This window comes from Stenotrophomonas sp. Steno-Z2 (assembly GCF_056393235.1).
Window position 1 is genome coordinate 649,116 of record NZ_JBWJOY010000001.1, and the last position, 17,706, is coordinate 666,821.

At 68.8% G+C, this 17,706-nt stretch carries 11 protein-coding genes; 1 reads left to right on the forward strand and 10 read right to left on the reverse strand.

The genetic code is table 11. The annotated features are described in order from the left end of the window. Window positions 1–70 precede the first annotated feature (70 nt). From AC06FP_RS02925 to AC06FP_RS02935, 3 genes are all read right to left on the reverse strand, one after another. Complete coding sequence (locus AC06FP_RS02925; protein ID WP_456117271.1) at window positions 71–340, reverse strand: hypothetical protein; 270 nt, start codon at window positions 338–340, stop codon at window positions 71–73. A gap of 78 nt (window positions 341–418) precedes the next feature. Further along, a complete protein-coding gene (locus tag AC06FP_RS02930; protein ID WP_478074422.1) occupies window positions 419–1,081 on the reverse strand; it encodes a hypothetical protein in 663 nt (220 codons plus the stop codon). Between the two features lie 27 nt (window positions 1,082–1,108). Further along, the gene (locus AC06FP_RS02935) at window positions 1,109–1,549 is read right to left on the reverse strand and encodes a winged helix-turn-helix transcriptional regulator (RefSeq protein ID WP_478074423.1); all 441 of its coding nucleotides are present in this window, start codon (window positions 1,547–1,549) and stop codon (window positions 1,109–1,111) included. A 112-nt stretch (window positions 1,550–1,661) separates the two neighbouring features. Here AC06FP_RS02935 and AC06FP_RS02940 point away from each other — a divergent pair, with 112 nt between their 5' ends. Continuing rightward, window positions 1,662–2,540: an NmrA family NAD(P)-binding protein gene (locus tag AC06FP_RS02940; RefSeq protein ID WP_478074424.1), complete on the forward strand. Its 879-nt coding sequence runs from the start codon at window positions 1,662–1,664 to the stop codon at window positions 2,538–2,540. Between the two features lie 42 nt (window positions 2,541–2,582). On the opposite strand, the gene AC06FP_RS02945 is transcribed toward AC06FP_RS02940, so the two are convergent. From AC06FP_RS02945 to AC06FP_RS02975, 7 genes are all read right to left on the reverse strand, one after another. Next, the gene (locus AC06FP_RS02945; protein WP_478074425.1) at window positions 2,583–2,939 is read right to left on the reverse strand and encodes a hypothetical protein; all 357 of its coding nucleotides are present in this window, start codon (window positions 2,937–2,939) and stop codon (window positions 2,583–2,585) included. A 253-nt stretch (window positions 2,940–3,192) separates the two neighbouring features. After that, a complete protein-coding gene (locus tag AC06FP_RS02950) occupies window positions 3,193–4,320 on the reverse strand; it encodes an alpha/beta fold hydrolase (RefSeq protein ID WP_478074426.1) in 1,128 nt (375 codons plus the stop codon). Between the two features lie 275 nt (window positions 4,321–4,595). Next, a complete protein-coding gene (locus AC06FP_RS02955) occupies window positions 4,596–6,305 on the reverse strand; it encodes a right-handed parallel beta-helix repeat-containing protein (RefSeq protein ID WP_478074427.1) in 1,710 nt (569 codons plus the stop codon). 204 nt (window positions 6,306–6,509) lie between these two features. After that, window positions 6,510–10,211 carry a TonB-dependent receptor gene (locus tag AC06FP_RS02960; RefSeq protein WP_478074428.1) on the reverse strand — a complete coding sequence of 1,234 codons (3,702 nt, stop codon included), beginning with the start codon at window positions 10,209–10,211 and terminating at the stop codon, window positions 6,510–6,512. 23 nt (window positions 10,212–10,234) lie between these two features. Next, the gene (locus AC06FP_RS02965) at window positions 10,235–15,454 is read right to left on the reverse strand and encodes a DUF7507 domain-containing protein (protein WP_478074429.1); all 5,220 of its coding nucleotides are present in this window, start codon (window positions 15,452–15,454) and stop codon (window positions 10,235–10,237) included. A gap of 707 nt (window positions 15,455–16,161) precedes the next feature. After that, entirely contained in the window at window positions 16,162–16,926 is a 765-nt protein-coding gene (locus AC06FP_RS02970; RefSeq protein ID WP_456117280.1) for a TSCPD domain-containing protein, read from the reverse strand. A gap of 80 nt (window positions 16,927–17,006) precedes the next feature. Beyond that, complete coding sequence (locus AC06FP_RS02975) at window positions 17,007–17,648, reverse strand: hypothetical protein (RefSeq protein WP_478074430.1); 642 nt, start codon at window positions 17,646–17,648, stop codon at window positions 17,007–17,009. Window positions 17,649–17,706: the final 58 nt, after the last annotated feature.

The window sequence follows — 17,706 nt, forward strand, 5'->3', positions numbered from 1 at the left end:
CGCCGGCATCAGCACGGCGGGCCGGCAAAGCGGCCCGCCGCGAAAACCCGAAGAGCGGGGAAAACGGGGATCACGCCTCGTCTTCTTCCTCGTCCTCGTCGTCCTCTTCCTCGTCTTCGTCGTCCTCGAACGCATCCAGCTCCTGCACGCGCACGAAGTTGGGCAGCGCGTCGGCGAAGCCGATCTGCGCGCCGTCGGCGACCATCGCCCGCACCTCGCGTTTCATCGCGCTTTCCACCAGCGCGAAGCACACCACGCCCTGCGCGCTCTCCTCGCCGTCTTCGTCGAACACGGCAACCCAGCCATCGGCGGGCATGATCTGGATGATGTTGTCTTGCATGGACGGCCACCAGGATTGAGGGAGCCCAGAGCTTGCGCGAAGCGCATGGCCGACGCAATCGTGGCGCGCCCGTTCATGTCATGCGTCGCGGTCGTGTTCCTCGCCGCCGCGCGCGCCCAGCGCCATGCCCGCGCCCAGTCCGCCGCCCATCGCGCCCATGCCACCGCCGCCACCGCCGCCCTTGCCCCCGGCCTCATCCTTGCGTCCCTTGGCCGCACCGGCCGCCGGGCGCGTCGGCCCCTGTCGCGGGATCGCCAGGTCACGGGGAACCGGGGCCAGGTCCAGCGCCTGGCGGATGAAGTCGCGCAGCGACACCACCAGCGCATCGGTATGCACCGGGCGTCCCTGCGCCAGCTCGGTGGCGGCCTGCGCGGCCAGCCGCACCTGCTCGTCGGTGCCCAGCAGCAGGATGTCCGACAGCGCCGCCTCCACCGCGTCGCGGATGCGCCGGGACCGGTCCGACGCCGTGGCGGCGAGGGCCTGCCCCCCTTCCTGCCCGCGCAGCTCGCGCAGGTGCTTCGGATCCACGCCGAGTTCGCCGGTGAACGAGCCGCCCAGCGTCTTGTAGGCGGCGATCAGCGTGCGCAGGCGCTCGTTGATCTGCCGGTTCTCGCGCTCGCGGCGCTGCTGCAGGGTCTGCATCACCAGCAGGCGGATGCCCACGCCCACCAGGGTGATGACCATCAGCCCCAGCAGGGTGGAAAGCACGGCCTGCCATGAACTGAAATCCAGACCCCGCATGGCTTCGCTCCCAGGATTGCGATGGCGTCAATCTGCGGCGCGCGTGCCCGGCTTGCAAGCCGGGCCGGGCGGCCCCGCCCGGGTCGAGGCCTGCTCGATCCTGGGCAGGTTCAGCTCGAACCAGTCGGCCAGCGCCGCCACGTGCGCGGCGACTTCCTGGCCCAGCGCGGTCAGCGCGTAGTCCACCCGCGGCGGCGTCACCGGATGGGCGGTGCGGTGGACGAAGCCGTCGGCTTCCAGCCGCCGCAGGGTCTGGGTCAGCATCTTCTCGCTGACGCCGTTGGTCTTGCGCCGCAGCTCGCTGTAGCGCTGGCTGCCGTCGCGCAGCGCGATCAGGCACAGCACGCCCCACAGGCTGGTCACGTGCGCGAACACGTCGCGCGAGCGGCAGTTGCCCTGGCCGGTGAACAGATCGCCGCGGCGGACGCGCGCGGTCAGCGTTTCCCTGTCCTCTTCCTGTATGTCCATGGCACTTACCGGCAGGTGCGTACTTCACGCGGAGCGACGCGGCCAATATTCTGCCGCGCGGCGCTGCGGTCAAGCCTGACCCGCCATGGCGCCGGAATCCAGGAGACCCGACATGACCATCCTCGTCACCGGCAGCACCGGGCACACCGGACGCGAGACCGTGCGCCTGCTGGCCGCGCAGGGCGCCGACGTGCGCGCGCTCACCCGTTCACCGGCGCAGGCCGGCTTTCCCGACGGCGTGACCGCCGTGCAGGGCGAGCTTGCCGACATCGCCAGCATGCGCGCCGCGCTGGCGGATGTTTCGACCCTGTTCCTGCTGGCGCCGAACACCGGCGACGAGCTGCAGCAGACGATGACCGCGCTGAACCTGGCGCGCGACGCCGGCGTGCGCGGCATCGTCTATCTGTCGGTGTACCAGTGCGACCTGCATCCGGACGTGCCGCACTTCGCCTGCAAGGTCGTCGCCGAGCGCATGATCCGCAGGCTCGGCCTGCCGGCCACCCTGCTGCGCCCGGCGTTCTTCATGCAGAACGACCTGCGGCAGAAGCCGGCGCTGGACCTGGGCCTCTACGGCCATCCGGTCGGGCACCGTGGCATGGCCTTCGTGGATACGCGCGACATCGCCGAACTGGCGGCCAGCGAACTGCTGCGCCGCGAAGCCAGCGCCGCGCCGCTGCCGCTGGCCTGCCACGACGTGGTGGGCCCGGACAACCTGACCGCCGAAAGCATCACCGCCACCTGGAGCGCCGCGCTCGGCCGCACCATCGCCTACGCGGGCGACGACCTGGATGCGTTCGAGGCGCTGATGGCGCAGCACGCGCCGGCCAGCTTCGCCTACGACCTGCGCCTGATGTTCCGCGGCTTCCAGGAACACGGTTCGCCGGCCAGCGCCGCCGATGTCGCCGCGTTGACCGACCTGCTCGGCCACGCGCCGCGCAGCTACGCGGACTTCGTGCGCGAGACCGTGCGCGGCTGGAACGCCGGCCGCTGACGCCGGCATCGAGCGGGGCGACGACGCCTTCCCGTCACTGCCTCACTGCGCGCTCCAGCTGCCTCCGCCCTGCGCGCAGCTGGCCGGCAGCCCGGCCAGGTCCTCGGCCGAGCGTTCGTAGTAATAGCCGTCGAAATCCTGGCCGAACAATTTGCGGCAGCGACCCTGCGATGGCGAAGGGCACGCGTCCATGTAGGTGATCTCGCCGGCCTTGCCGCCCATCTGCGCCGAGGTCTGCGCCAGGCCCTCGCATGCGCGCTTCAGCTGCGCCTCGGTAGTCGCACCGGCCGTCTGCACGCAGTCGCGGGAACGGATGACCTGGCCGAGGAGCTGGAATTCGCCGGCGATCATGCAGGCGCGCGTGGCACCGGCGCCGCTGCCGGCCGGTGCATGTGCCACGGCTGTGGACGGACCGGCGGCGGCGGCCGTCGTCTCCGGCGTGGCAGGCGGTACCGCGGCCACGGGCGCAGGGTCCGGCGCGCTGCAGGCCACCAATACGACCATCGCGCCCGCCAATGCCAACACCCTTCCATGCCGCCGTGTTCCTGCCATGCGCCGCTCCTTCCCGTCGAGGTGGACGCCGATCATAGCCCGGCATGGCGGGCATGCGGTCCGCGGCGCGCGCCGCCATGTGGAAGCGCGCACCGCGCGCTCACCGGCTGCCGGCTTCGCCTTCCACCGCCAGCGGGCGCACGTGTTCCAGCAGGCTGACCAGGGTCTTGCCGGGTTCCTCCCACGGCATCATGTGCGCCGAACGCTCGAACCAGATGCCGCGCTTGTAGGGCGCGCGTACCTGCGCCAGCCAGGTGGCGGTCGGTTCCGAGGGCGTGGTGTAGTCGTGGCGCCCCATGAACATCAGCACCGGGATCGGGAATTCCTTCACCCCGCGGTAGTCCACCTGCAGGAACTCGTCCAGCAGCCGCCCCAGCGTGAACACACTGCCGGCGTCGATCGCGCAGCGCGCGGCATCGTCGTAGTCCGGCGACAGCCGCGGCCCCTGGAAAAAGTAGTTCGACTCGCTGCGGTAGGCGCTCAGGCCGCCGTAGTACTGCGGCCACTTGCGGGCGACGACGATGCGTTCGCGGGTGATCGGCATGTCGCCCGGGTAGGGCGCGATGGCTTCCATCTCGCGCACCGCCTCGGCGTTGCCGCGCTCGCGTGCGGTGCGCAGGCCGTAGTCGAAGCTGATCTTCTCGTTGCTGCGCACGTCGATCACCTGGCCGATGCCGACGTAGGCATGAAACAGGTCCGGCCGCTGCAGGGCGGCCTGCATCGCCACCACGGTGCCCCAGCTGTGGCCCACCAGCACCAGCTTGCGCTTGTGGTAGCGCCTGCGCAGGGAGTCGGCCAGCTCGATGGCATCGTCCACGTAGCGCTGGATGCGCAGCGTGCCGGCCACCTGCTCCTGCGGATTGAGCAGCAGCGTCCTGCCCGCGCCGCGCTGGTCGTAGTTGACCACGGTGAAGTACTCCTCCAGCGGCCGCTGGAACTGCCACAGCGTGGGGATCACCGGCGACGCCGGCCCGCCATGCACGAACAGCAGCAGCGGGTTGTCGCGGTCCTGCCCGCGCACGTTCACCCACTGCCGGATGCCACCGATCTCCGCCGCGTAATCCTCCTGCACGCCACCGGGCGCGACGATGCGGCCGAGGTCGGCGATGATCCCGCGCGCCGGCGCATAGCCGGAGCGGTCCGGGCAGGCGTCCTGCGCGGTCGCCGCCAGCGGCAGGGCCAGCAACAGGCTGGCCAGCGCGCGCCATCCGGGTCGATTCCTAGTCATGGCAATCTCCTGCCTTGCATCGTGGGATGTTGGCCGACAGCCTCCATCGGCGCGACAGGCAGATCAAGCGTGCCCAACGTCATTCCCCCTTTCGTCGCACCGGAGCGCGACCGGGCCGCAGGCATCCAGAGCCGCCGGCTCCTTCCTCCGTCTCTGCAGTGGTCCCGGCGATGGCGGGCAGATGATCACGCAGCCATTGCCGGGCAGGCGCTCATCGCTCTGCAACACCCCGGCCCAGCGCTTCCGCCGGTTCGCGGAAGACACCCGGGAACCGCCTACAGCACATTGCAGGTGACCGCGAACGTAACGCTGCTGTCGGCAGGAAGTACCGCGATCCTCACCCCTGCCGCCGTCAGGAGATCGGCAGGCGCGGCAGGACAGACCGCGCCGCCGGTGGTCGAGGTGCAGGTGGCGACGCAGTCGCTCAGCCCTGCGCCCGGCGTGTCCCTGGCCACCGCGTTGTTGGCCGGGCTCGGCCCCTTGTTGCCCACCACGAGGGTGTAGGTGGTGGCCGAGCCGCTGGTCACCGTGTCATCGGATTGATCCACCTCGCCGTTCGCCCCCGGCGTATTGGTCTTGGTGATGGTCAGGTCGGCCGACGCTCCGTTGAACTCCGACGTCGCGCCGCTGGTGCATGCCGCGTCCGCGCAGCGCGTGGCCGTCATGCGCAGGGTGGCCGGGTCCACCCCCGAAACGCTGCAGGTGCTGGGTACGGTGGCGTCCGGGTTTGCGACGTTGCACGAACCCAGCCAGACCTGGCCCTCGCCATGGCCCGTCGGATCAAGGCCGCCGGGGTTGTTGTAGAAGTCGATCCGGTAGCCGTTGGCGTTGGCCGTGGTGTCCAGGAAAAAAGCGACGGCGTTCCCGGACACGCTGGCGACGACCGGGAAGTTCTGCAGGCCATTGGGCCCGGTGTCGGTGTCGCCCGGGTCGTTGGCCGTGACGCCGGCCACGCCCAGGTCGATGCCCAGGCCACCATTGCCTGAAATATTGCTGTTGGCGTAGATGCCGTTGTCGGCCGCATTGTCGCCGGCGACCCTGACGCCCGCCCCGCCGTTGCCGGTGATGGTGTTGCCGGTAACGACGTTGCCGTTGATCTGGATCAGCGCCGTACTCGAGAAATCCACACCGGAACCCCGGTTGCCGGTGATGGTATTGGCCTGGATCAGGTTGTCGTTGAACACGCCGACCTGCGTTCCAAAACCATATCCGGTAACCGATATCCCCGCCCCGCTGCTGCCGGTGATGAGGTTGTTGGTGATGCGGTTGTTGCCGGCGCCATACGGGCCGTCGAACTGCATGCCCAGCCGGATTCCAATGCCGGTGCTGTTGGTGATGGTGTTGCCGTCGACCAGCACATTGCTGGCCGTGAACAGTGCGATGCCGGAAGAGGCGCCGGCGACCTTGTTGTTGGTGATCGCGCCGCTGTAGGCCGGATCGGCGAGATGGGAGGAATACTCGTCGTTGAAGTAGTTGATGCCGTATACGCTGCCGGTAACCGTGTTCTGGTCCGTCGTGACGTTGCTGCTGTTCCGCACCAGGATGGCCGAGCCCGTTGTCTGCTCCATCGTGAAGGTGTTTCCCTGGATCAGGACGTCCGGCGTTTCGGTGACGCGCAGCGTGCTGCCGTCCCCCGATGTCCCACTGAACTGCATGTTCAGGAGCCGGCTGTTCCTGGCATCCTCGCCGTAGAAGGACAGGCTGTCGAAGTTTCCGCCTGCGATCGTGATGGCATTGCCGCCGTCGATCACCAGCGTATCCATCACGTCGGGAAGCATCGACTGGAGCGTAATGGTGCCGGACACACCGAACACGATGCTGTCGCTCACCAGCATCGTGGCGTTGGCCTCCTCAATGGCCGCGCGCAGGGTCGTGCAGCTGAAATTCGGGCTGGCGCCGGTACAGGTCCCGACATCATCGTCCAGCGTGGTGACGGTGTAGGTGGCGGCCGCGGCGGAGTTCGCCCATAGCAGCGCGGCCAGCATCCCCCACCTGCATGCCGGTCCGCGCCCTCCAGGCTGAAGCGCAATCCGCCCAGCCGGCCTGGAAGTATCAGAATCCCGCATAAGTGCTCTCCATCGAATGACCCTCGTCCACGCTCTGCTCTTCATCGCGCCACCACCACCGTCATGCCCGTCGGCACCACCGCACCACGGCCGCGACCGCGCCCATACGCAACGGAGCGCATCTCAATAACGTCCGGTCAGGTTGAGGAACCAGCCGCGATGGTCGTAGTCGAAGTCGGTGAGATCATCGCTGAACTCGGTGAAGTTGTAGCCCACGCCAATGCGGAAGTTCCGGTTGAGATCGCGATCCACGCCGGCGAGCAGACCCTGCCGGGTGCCCCCGTCGCTGACGTCCAGCCGCCGGTACTCCGCAAGCGCATGCCACTGGGCACGCAGTTCGTAGCGGACCTGCACCGCGGAGAAGGTGGTGGCCGCGTCCAGCCAGATGCCCGTGCCGCGGCCCATGCGGACCTCGCCTTCGCGGCGCGCCAGCTTGCCGGCGAACTCCCAGTGCTGGTCGTACTTGTACACGCCCTCAAACGAGAGGATCTGCGAGCGCTGGTCGTAGTCCGCGCCGCCCAGTTGCCCCAGCGTGGCCAGGTCGTACAGGTAGGTGTAGCGGCCGAACAGGCCCCAGCGTTCGCTGTTCCATGGGCGGTAGGCAAAGCCCACGTTGCCTTCGATGAACCTCGCGCCCGCCGCCGGATTCAGCTTGTCGTCGGTGTCGGCGTAGTTCAGCCTCGCCGCGATGCGCCAGCTGTCGTTGATCCGGTAGGCCAGGCGGGTCGTGCTGACCCACTGCTCGCGCTGCTCGGCACCGCTGTCGCGGCGCCACTCCAGCTTGCTGGTCCAATCGGCGCTGGGCGAGGTATGCCCGCCGGATACGCCGATGGCGCGCCGCTCCACGTCGCCGCCGCCCGTGGTGGTCAGTTCGGCCCTGGAGAGGGTGAAGCCCAGGTTCCAGCCCTGCGCCGGGTAGAGATCCATGCCGTAGGTGTGCGCGAGGCCGGACTGGTCCGGCTCCTTGAGGAACTGGCTTTCATTGAACAGGTTGACCTGGTTGGAGAGACGCCAGCGCTGGCCCAGGGTCCAGCCGTTCTGCGCGCTGCGCAGGAAGGGCGAATCGTAGGCGGTCGAATCGGTGGAGTAGGTGTACGCGCCATACAGCGCGTGCTCGGCGCTCAGCCGGTACTCCGCGTTCACCGACGCGGCGTCGCCGCGGTCGCCCGTGGTGACCTCCGCGCCCGCGCTGGAGTTGTCGCCGAACAGGTATTTGCTGCCCAGCGTGAAGGCGTCGTTGTCGGCGTACCTGCCGCCGTCGTCGTCCAGGGTGAACTGGCCGACGCCGTACATCTCCAGCGTGCTGCCGACGCGCCGCAGGTACTTCAGCGCGCCCAGGGTGCCGCTGGATTCGAGCGCCCCGCCCTCCTGTTGCACGTGCCGCAGCTCCGCACTGAACGTGCCGGCGTCGCCGATGCGCCACTCCAGCGTGGCCTGCGCCTGGGTCAGCGCGTCCGCGCCGCTCTCGGCGCGGGTGTAACGCGTGTACAGGCCCAGGTCCGGGGTGAACCGGCCCTGCAGTTCGGCACCGTATTCGACGACGGCAAGGCCGGTGTCGTAGCGCGAGACGGAATAGCCGGCACTGGTAGTGCGCCACCAGGCGCCCGCGCTCCATTCCTGGTCGGTCCAGCCCAGCTCCTTGAAGTTGACGCGCCCTTCCAGCGACTTCGCCTCGCCCTCGCGGTACAGGCTGGTGTCGTTCTGCTGGATGAAGCTCAGGCCGCCGTTGTCGGAGAAGAACACGGGCGCGCCGTAGGACTCGGTCTGCGCATATTCGGCCTTGAGGTAGGTTCCCTTGCCGGCCTGCAGGGTCAGGTCGCCGGCGGCCAGCACATAGTCTTCGCCGGACCGGTTTTCTTCCACATACGTCGCGCCGACGCCGACGTGGTTTCCGAGCCAGTGCCTGGCGCGCAGGCCGGCCGCGATGTCGTCGGCATCGAAGCCGGAGGGCACCCATTCGTAGTCCACCAGCAGGCGCTGCTCGAAGCCGTCCAGCGGCGCGTCGCGGGTGAGCGTGGGAATGTTCTCCCGCGTGACCTGCGCCAGCGCGCGGGTCAACAGGATGCGTCCCTGCAGCGCGTCGATCTCGTAATCGGCACCGCGCTGCATGACGGTGCGGTTCTCGACGCGGCCGGTGGTGCGGTCGCGTACTTCCAGGGTGACCACCTCCGAACCGGGCAGCAGGTCGGTATGGCGCAGGTAGTACAGGCTGCCGCCGGTGCCGATGAACTCGCTGTGGCCCGGCGCGGTCTCCGCCTGGGAACCGAACACCCGCAGCGTGGTGCCCGCATCGCCCCAGCGGTTGGTGGCATTGGAACGCCAGTCCAGGGCCGCGCCATACAGCGAGCGCTGGTACTGGGCGAGTTCGGTTCCGGTGATGCCGGTGGCATAGTTGCCCCACAGCGCCTGGTTCCTGGCCCAGTCCATGCGCAGGTACAGGCGCCCCATCGTGTCGACGTCCCGGTAGGTCGTCGAATCGTCGCCATAGACCGGGTAGTACAGATCCGGATCGAGGCGCCGGAAGATGTCCTGGGGGTCGGCGCGGGTGAAGCCGCTGAACAGGTGCTCCAGGTCGCGCTGCGTGGTGTCGGCCTGCGCCGTCAGCAGGTACTTTCCGCGCAGTTTGGCCTTGCCGTAGAACGCCAGCCTGCCGTCGCTGATCACGTCGTCCCGGTAGCGGTCGTCGTTGGCGGTCGGGCCGGTCGAGCCGCCGACCTGGTTGCGCGCGAAGGTCACGTCGGCCAGTCCGACGCCGAAGAAATAGCGGCCGGTCACGTCCACATCCAGGGCGTAAGCGGGGGCCGCCTGCCGCGCCGCGTCGGCGCCGCCCACGCCGATGTCGAACCGGTGCCGCCCGACCGGAACCAGGTACTCGGCCACGAACTTGCGCTCCAGGTCCACCGGGTAGGCTTCGCCATTGATCGTGAGCGATGCGTTCTGCGGCAGGTTGCGGCCCTGGATGCGGATGCGCGAACCGTACAGCGCGATGTTCTGCTGGCGCAGGCCATTGCCCGAGAAGACGCTGTCGATCAGCGCCTGCGACTGCGCCTGGTCGGCCGTCAGGCCGCCGCCCCTGTTGCGCTCGACGCGGTCGCGCAGGAGATCGGCGCCGCGTTCGGCGTCCTCGGGCGAAACCAGCTGCAGGGTGCGTGGACGGGTTTCATCGAAGGCGCCGTTCTCCCCGTAGGCGCGCAGCACGTAGACCAGTTCGTCGCCCTTGCGGAAGGAATACCCGGCGGGCAGTTCGCCGTTCCATTCCCCCTGCGATACGGCGGCCACGTCCATCGGAATCCGCGCGACCGGATCGACCAGGTCGCCATCGCTGCCGCGGTACAGGGTGATTTCCAGGCGCTGGATGAATGCCGGGTAGTTGCTGCGCACATAGAACTGCACCGGCCTGGGGATGCGCCGGCCATCGAACGCCACGATCGAAGGCGCGGAGACCGAAAGCTCCGGCCGCCCCAGGGTGGGATCCTCGGTCGCCCAGATGACGCCGCCATCGGGCAGATCGATGGCGAACCGGCCAAGCGCATTCGCCCTGCCCGGCGGCTCGACGGCCACGGTGACCCGGCGATCGGGCTGCAATGCCTCGGAGGACGAACGCGCGTCCGTCGCCTGCGTGACCGGCCTGTCGTAGCTGCGCGTGCGCAGGCGGAACAGCAGGCCGTCCTCCCCCGTGCACTGCGCATCGCCGCACTGCACCGGCGCGGCCATCCCGTCCGCACCGTCCTGCCGGGCCTGCGCGCCGGCGGGCTGGGCCATGGCCATCGTGGCCATGCCGGCGAGCACGCCGGTCACGGCGTAGTCCAGCAGTTTCATCTTCATGGGCTTGTGCATGGGCCGGCCGCTCATTCGCGTGCTCCGGCAGGGGCGGTCGGATCGTTGCTGATGTCCACCTTGACCTTGGCGCGCAGTTCCGGGCCCAGGCGCCTGGTCAATGCGTCATGCACGGCCCGGGCGCGACGCAGGCCGAGCGCGGTGTTGTAGGCATGCGAGGCGCGCACGTCGGTATGCCCGACGATGGCGATGCTGCCGCCGCCCATGCGCTCCAGCGCCGCGGCCATCCTGTCCAGCAGCGGCTCGAACTGCGGGCGGATCGTCGCGCTGTCGGTGTCGAACAGCACCGTGCCGAGCAGCGCCCCGCCTTCGTCGATTCCCACGACCAGCGAATCCGGCTCGTCCACCGTGGCCCGGACGCTGACTTCCAGTCCCTGGACGGCGGCCGGGTCCAGCAGCGCGAGCAGGGCCTGCCTGACCGCAGTGGCGCGGTCGAAGGCCAGGCCCTGCTCGTCGGCATTGGCCTGGATCACCACTTCGCCGCCGTGGTACTGGCGCACCCTGGCCGCCATGGCCTCGATCACCGGCCTGAACCGCTCGCGGACTTCCGCGCTGCCGGGCGCGAAGAACACCTCGCCCAGCTCCAGCTCGATCTTCCCGCTGCCGCCTTCGATGATCTGCTCCGGCAGCGTCACGCCCCAGTCGAACCGGGCCGGCACGCCGGGGGTGACACGGCGCAGCACCGGGTTGTCGGTGGTGAACACGGCGCCGGCCGGCAGCGTGGACGGATCGACCTTCAGGATGAAGTTGCGGCCGCGCTCCCAGGCGCCGCCGTCGACGCCGGCCAGGTGGTAGCGGCCGAACTGGTCGGTCTCGATCAGCAGGCCTTCCACCGAGGCGATGCGCACGCCGGGGATGCCGCGCTCGTCGATTCCGGCATTGCCGATGACGTAGTCGACCACGTAACCGCCCTCGTCCTGGCCCACCACGCGCTCCACCGTGGGCGCCGCGGCGTTCAGGCCGCTGGCCGCATCGCCGCGCTTCTCGACCGTGCTCCGGCCGTCACGGTCCATGCGCACCGTGATTCCCTGCGCACTGGTCAGCACGAAGTCGTCGGTGAACGCCAGCTCACGGAGGCGCTGGCGGATCACCACCTGGTGCGCCGCGATCGGGTCGGCCACCGACTGGCGACCGCTGATCCGGCCCACGTCAATGCCACGCAGCATCGACGCGCCGGCATCGGCCTGCGGCTGCGGGCCCGTGCCGCGGTCCACCGTGGTGGAACCAGCGACGTAGGCCTGCGCCGCAAACCCGCCGCGCACGCTCACGCCACTGAGCTCGGCGCTGTCCTGCCAGCCGTCGCCATCGCGGTCGTTGAACACCGTGCCGAAGACCAGGCTGTCGTCCAGCAGCGGATCGGCGGCCAGCACCACGTCGGCCGTTGCCAGGTTGGACACGGATTCGCCCTGGGGCGAGTACGCCTGCGCCTGGTTGACGTGCGTGCCCGGGCGGACGCCCGCGCCCACGCGCATCACGTAGGCCAGCGTCACCTTCCGCCCGACCGGCACGTCCAGGCCGGAGAAGCGCAGCGGGCGGCCACCCGACACGGTCGCCATTCCATCGGCATCACCGGAGACCAGCGAGCCCTCCACGTAGCTGAAGCCCTCCGCGGGCATGTCCACGATGCTGCCATCGACCAGGTCGGTCGTGCCGACGTTCTCCACGACCAGCCGGTACTGGACCAGGTCGCCGATGCGCGCCTCGCGCACGCCGGCGGTCTTGGTCACACGGAGTTCGACATCGGACTTCACTTCCACCGTGATGGTGGCCGGATCGCAGTTCGTCGGATTCAGGACCTCGCAGATCCGGTAGGCGATCACATAGGTGCCGGCCGGCGTTCCTGCCGGCACCCGCACCCTGCCCGTGACGGTATCCAGTACCGGCACCGGCCCCCCGTTGATCGGCGTTGCCGGGGCCGTCACCGTGCCGGTGACCAGCGACACATCGATGATCGGCTGGTCGTTCAGGGTGTCGTCGGTGTAGGCGTTGCCCACGTCGGGGTTGCCCGCCACGCTGTCGATGCCCGTGTACGTGTTGTCATTGGCGACGATGGGCGCCGCGCTCACCACCACGGTGGCATTGGCGCTGTCGCAGTTGCTGGGGTTCAGCACGTCGCAGATCTGGTACGGATAAACATACGTGCCCGCCTTCGTACCGGGCGCCACGGTGATCGTGCCGTCCGGATTCATGGACAGGCCGGGGTTGGGGCTGGTGCCCGGCGCAAGCGTCACCGCAGCGGCATCCACCGGCCGACCGCCCAGGGTGTCGTTGAGCAGCACCGAAGGCGTTCCGCCGCCCGTGCCGCCGTTGATCGGCGGCCAGCCGTCATCCACCGCGTCGATCTGCGGCGCCACCACCGTCACCGTGATGGTGGCGGTGTCGCAGTTCGCCGGATTCAGGACTTCACAGATCTGGTAGGCGATGGTGTAGCTGCCGGCGGGCGTACCGGCCGGCACCGCCACCACGCCCGTGGCGGTATCCAGCGCGGGCACCGGACCGCCGTTGATCGGCGTTGCCGGGGCCGTCACCGTGCCGGTGACCAGCGACACATCGGTGATCGCCTGGCCGTTCAAGGTGTCGTCGGCGTAGGCGTTGCCCACGGCGGGGTTGCCTGCCGCGCCATCGATGCCGGTGTACGTGTCGTCATTGGCGACGATCGCTGCCGCGCTGACCACCACGGTGGCATTGGCGCTGTCGCAGTTGTCGGGGTTCAGCGCATCGCAGATCTGGTACGGGTACACATACGTGCCCGCCGGCGTACTGGGCGCCACGGTGATCGTGCCGTCCGGGTTCATGACCAGGCCGGGGTTCGGGCTGGCGCCCGGCGCAAGCGTCACGGCAGCGGCATCCACCGGCTGGCCGTTCAAGGTGTCGTTGAGCAGCACCGAAGGTGTTTCGCCGCCTGTGCTGCCGTTGATCGCTGGCCAGCTGTCATCCACCGCGTCGATCTGCGGCGCCACCACCGTCACCGTGATGGTGGCGGTGTCGCAGTTGGTCGGATCCGCCTTCTCGCAGATCTCGTAGGTGATGGTGTAGTTGCCGGCGGGCGTACCGGCCGGCACCGCCACCACGCCCGTGGCCGCATCCAGCGCAGGCACCGGACCGCCATTGATCGACGCGGCAGGCGTCGTCACCGTACCCGTGATACGGGACGGGTCGACAGGCTGGCCATTCAATGTGTCGTTCCCGGTATAGGCGTTGCCCACGGCGGGGTTGCCTGCCGCGCCATCGATGCCCGTGTACGTGTCGTCATTGGCGACAATCGCTGCCGCGTTCACCACCACGGTGGCATTGGCGCTGTCGCAGTTGGCGGGGTTCAGCACGTCGCAGATCTGGTACGGGTACACATACGTGCCCGCTTTCGTACCCGGTGCCACGGTGATCGTGCCGTCCAGATTCATGACCAAGCCGGGATTCGGGCTGGTACCCGGTGCAAGCGTCACGGCTGTGGCATCCACCGGCTGGCCGTTCAAGGTGTCGTTGAGCAGCACCGAAGGTGTTTCGCCGCCCGTGCCGCCGTTGATCGGCGGCCAGCCGTCATCCACCGCGTCGATCTGCGGCGCCACCACCGTCACCGTGATGGTGGCGGTGTCGCAGTTCGCCGGATTCAGGACTTCACAGATCTGGTAGGTGATGGTGTAGCTGCCGGCGGGGGTACCGGCCGGCACCGCCACCACGCCCGTGGCGGTATCCAGCGCGGGCACCGGACCGCCGTTGATCGGCGTTGCCGGGGCCGTCACCGTGCCGGCGATCAGCGACACATCGGTGATCGGCTGGCCGTTCAGGGTGTCGTCGGCATAAGCGTTGCCCACGGCGGGGTTGCCCGCCACGCTGTCGATGCCCGTGTACGTGTTGTCATTGGCGACGATCGCTGCCGCGCTCACCACCACGGTGGCATTGGCGCTGTCGCAGTTGCTGGGGTTCAGCACGTCGCAGATCTGGTACGGGTACACATAGGTGCCCGCCTTCGTACCCGGTGCCACGGTGATCGTGCCGTCCGGGTTCATGGCCAGGCCGGGGTTCGGGCTGGCACCCGGCGCAAGCGTCACGGCAGCGGCATCCACCGGCTGGCCGTTCAAGGTGTCGTTGAGCAGCACCGAAGGTGTTTCGCCGCCTGTGCTGCCGTTGATCGGCGGCCAGCCGTCGTCCACCGCGTCGATCTGCGGCGCCACCACCGTCACCGTGATGGTGGCGGTGTCGCAGTTGACGGGATCCGCCTTCTCGCAGATCTGGTAGGTGATGGTGTAGTTGCCGGCGGGCGTACCAGCCGGCACCGCCACCACGCCCGTGGCCGGCTCCAGCGCCGGCACCGGACCGCCGTTGATCGGCGCGGCAGGCGTCGTCACCGTACCCGTGATGCGGGCAGGGTCGACAGGCTGGCCATTCAATGTGTCGTTCCCGGTATAGGCGTTGCCCGCGTCCGGATATCCCTCCGCGCCGTTGATGCCGGTGTAGGCGTCGTCGACCGCGTCGATGACCCGCCGCGCCGTCGGCGTATCGACCGTCGTGGTGCAGGCCGGATCGGGGCTGCCCGTCGGGCAGACCGGGCTGGTGGCCACGGCGGTGTTGCGGATGCTGCCCGCCGCCACGTCCGCCGCCGTCACCACATAGGTGCCCGTGAGCACGCAGGTCGCGCCAGGCGCCACGCTGGCGCAGGTCTGGGTGGCGGGGGTGATCTTCGCGTCGTTGACCACCACGCCCGCCAGGTCGCCGCTGGCGCTGGTATTGGTCACGGTGACCGTATAGGTCAGCGTGTCGCCCAGGCTCACCGTGCCGCTGCCGTCCTCGTCGGCATTGCCGGTCAGCGCCTTGTCCAGGGTCTGGCTCAACCCCGTGTTGGTGAACCGGCAGTCGGCCTGGCCCGTCGCCGGCGTGGAGTACGTTGCCGATGCGGAGTTGGAACCCGCATCGATGACCACCGGAACCGACGCGCCGTTGCAGGCAAGCGTCACCACGTAACCCGCCACGCTGCCGGCCGAGAAGGTTTCCGTCAGCCTGACCGGGGTACCGCCAGCGGCGTTGGCGGTCGCACGGGTGGTGGTGCCCGGCGAGGTGGAACTTCCCGGCGTGGCGTTGCTGACATCCGGGTAGGCGCCCACGTGGGCCGGGTCCAGGGCGATGGTCAGCGCAACCGTATCGCCGGCCTTGCCGCCGGACCATGATTTTTCCAGGGTGATCCCGTACAGGACCGTGTCGCTGTCCGTCGCGCTGTTGCATGCCGGATCGGCCACATTGCACACGGGATCGAAAACGCCCGCAGGCGCCGAAACCGTGGCGGTGTTGCTCGCGGTCTGCGCGAACGCAACGGGGGCGGCCAGGGCAAGCCAGCCGGCCACCACACGACAGAAAACGCGGCGCAGCCGCATCGCTCCAGATTCCTGCATCACGCAGTACGCCCCCTACACGACGGCTCAGCGAGCCGCACGCCCCCGATACACCGTATCGGCCGCACAAAAAAGGAATGAAGCCCGGGAAACGCGTCCCGGGTGGAACCTCATCCCGCGCCCAGGTCCGCCACGGGGTGCCGATTCGTCATCGCCCTCTCCATGCGAGCCCTTCCGGGACAGCCGTCCAGGCCGATCCGTTTCCCTTCGCCCATGGCATCGCCGCCAGCCCGCAACGGTCCGGGAACAGGCAGACAAAATCAATCACATTCTTGAGCAGGCGCGGCGGGAGCGCCCCGTTCCGTCACCGACGACGATGAGCCCGGGGCTGTTCGGCCCGGGGATCCAGCCGCGGATGCGCCCTGCTGGCGTTTCCACCCGCGACCGGCAAAGAAAAAGGGGGCTCAGCGCCCCCTCTGCCCGGTGCAAGGACATTCCACTCGCGCCAGGTGCTTCATGCGGCCTGCCCGCAACGGGGCCTCCTTTCTCCGGAGTCCCCGCGGGCTGCGCGGTTCCAGCCACGGCCGCCCGTCACGGGCGGGCAGCCGGCGTTCTCAGCCGCACTTGCTGTAGCCGCAGTTCAGGCAGGTCTGGCAGCCGTCCATGATCACCAGCGCCTTGGTGCTGCACTTGTGGCACATGGTGGCGCTGGGCGGGAAGCTGGTGCCTTCGCCGGTGACTTCGACGTCTTCCTCGCGCCTGGCGGGAGCGACGACTACGGCGTCAGTGTTTTTTTTCGAGCGCTCCTCGAACTGCTTGCGCTTCTCGGCGATCAGGGCGCGCTGGTGGGCGCTCATTTCCGGGTCGTGCAGCAGGCCGATCGACTTCATGTGGTCTTCGACGATGGAGCCCAGTTCAGCGACCAGCGAGGGCATGTACACGCCGCCGGCCTTGAAGTAGCCGCCCTTGGGGTCGAACACGGCCTTCATTTCATCGACGATGAAGGTGACGTCGCCGCCCTTGCGGAACACCGCGGACATGATGCGGGTCAGCGCCACGATCCACTGGAAATGCTCCATCGACTTGGAGTTGATGAAGATCTCGAACGGGCGGCGCAGTTCGTGCTCGGTGCCGGCGTTGAGCACGATGTCGTTGATGGTCACGTAGAAGGCGTGCTCCACCAGCGGCGACTTGATCTTGTAGGTGCTGCCGATCAGCACGTCGGGGCGCTCGATGCGCTCGTGCATGTGCACGATGTTGCTTTCCTGGGCATCGTCCTGCGCCTGTGCGACCGGAGCCTTGGCCGTCGCTTCCCGGGCCTTGTCGTCCGGGGTGATGACGGAATAACCCTTGATTTTCTTGTCGATCTTGACGGCCATGGTGCGGGTCCTGGTTATGCGTTGTGATGCGGGTTGCGGCGCCCCCGTCCGCTGCGGAACGGGGGCGCGGGTGCGGCTTGTTACCTGCGGACGGCCTTCTTGGCCGCCTTCTTCACGGCAGCGGCCTTCTTCGCCACCGCCTTCTTCGCCGGGGCGGCCCTGGCGGCCATCTTCTTCCCGGCCGTCTTCACCGCCTTCTTCGCGGCAGCGGTCTTGCCGGCGACTTTCTTCTCGACCTTGCCGACGGCCTTCTTCGCCGCGGCGGTCTTCTTGCCGACGGCCCCGGCCACCTTCTTCTCGGCGGCCGTCACCGTCTTCTTCGCCGCCGCGACCTTCTTCACCGCCTTCTTTTCGGCGGCGACGACGGCCTTCTTGGCGGCGGCACGGGTGCCGGCGCCCTTCTTCTTCAGGTCGGCGGCCTCGGCCCGGGCGTTGGCCTTGGCGGCTTCCAGCTTCTGGCGCATGCCCGAGACGGTTTTCTTCACTTCCTTCTTCGCCGCAGCCGCCTTCTTGGCGACGGCCTTCTCGACCTTCCTGACCGCCTTCTTCGCCTTGGCGACCTGCTTCTTCGCACCGGCCTCGACCTTGCGCGCGCGGCTCCTGACCGCGGCGACAGCGTCGCTGGCGGTAGCGGCCACCGCGTCGCCCAGGTGGGCCGCGCCTTCCTTCACGTTGTCGGCAACCTGGGAAACGGTCGCCGTCACACCATTGCCATTGCTCATAAAGCCCTCCTTAAGGGCATCGGGTCCGTAACGTCGGGATGCGGGATCGAAGCCGATG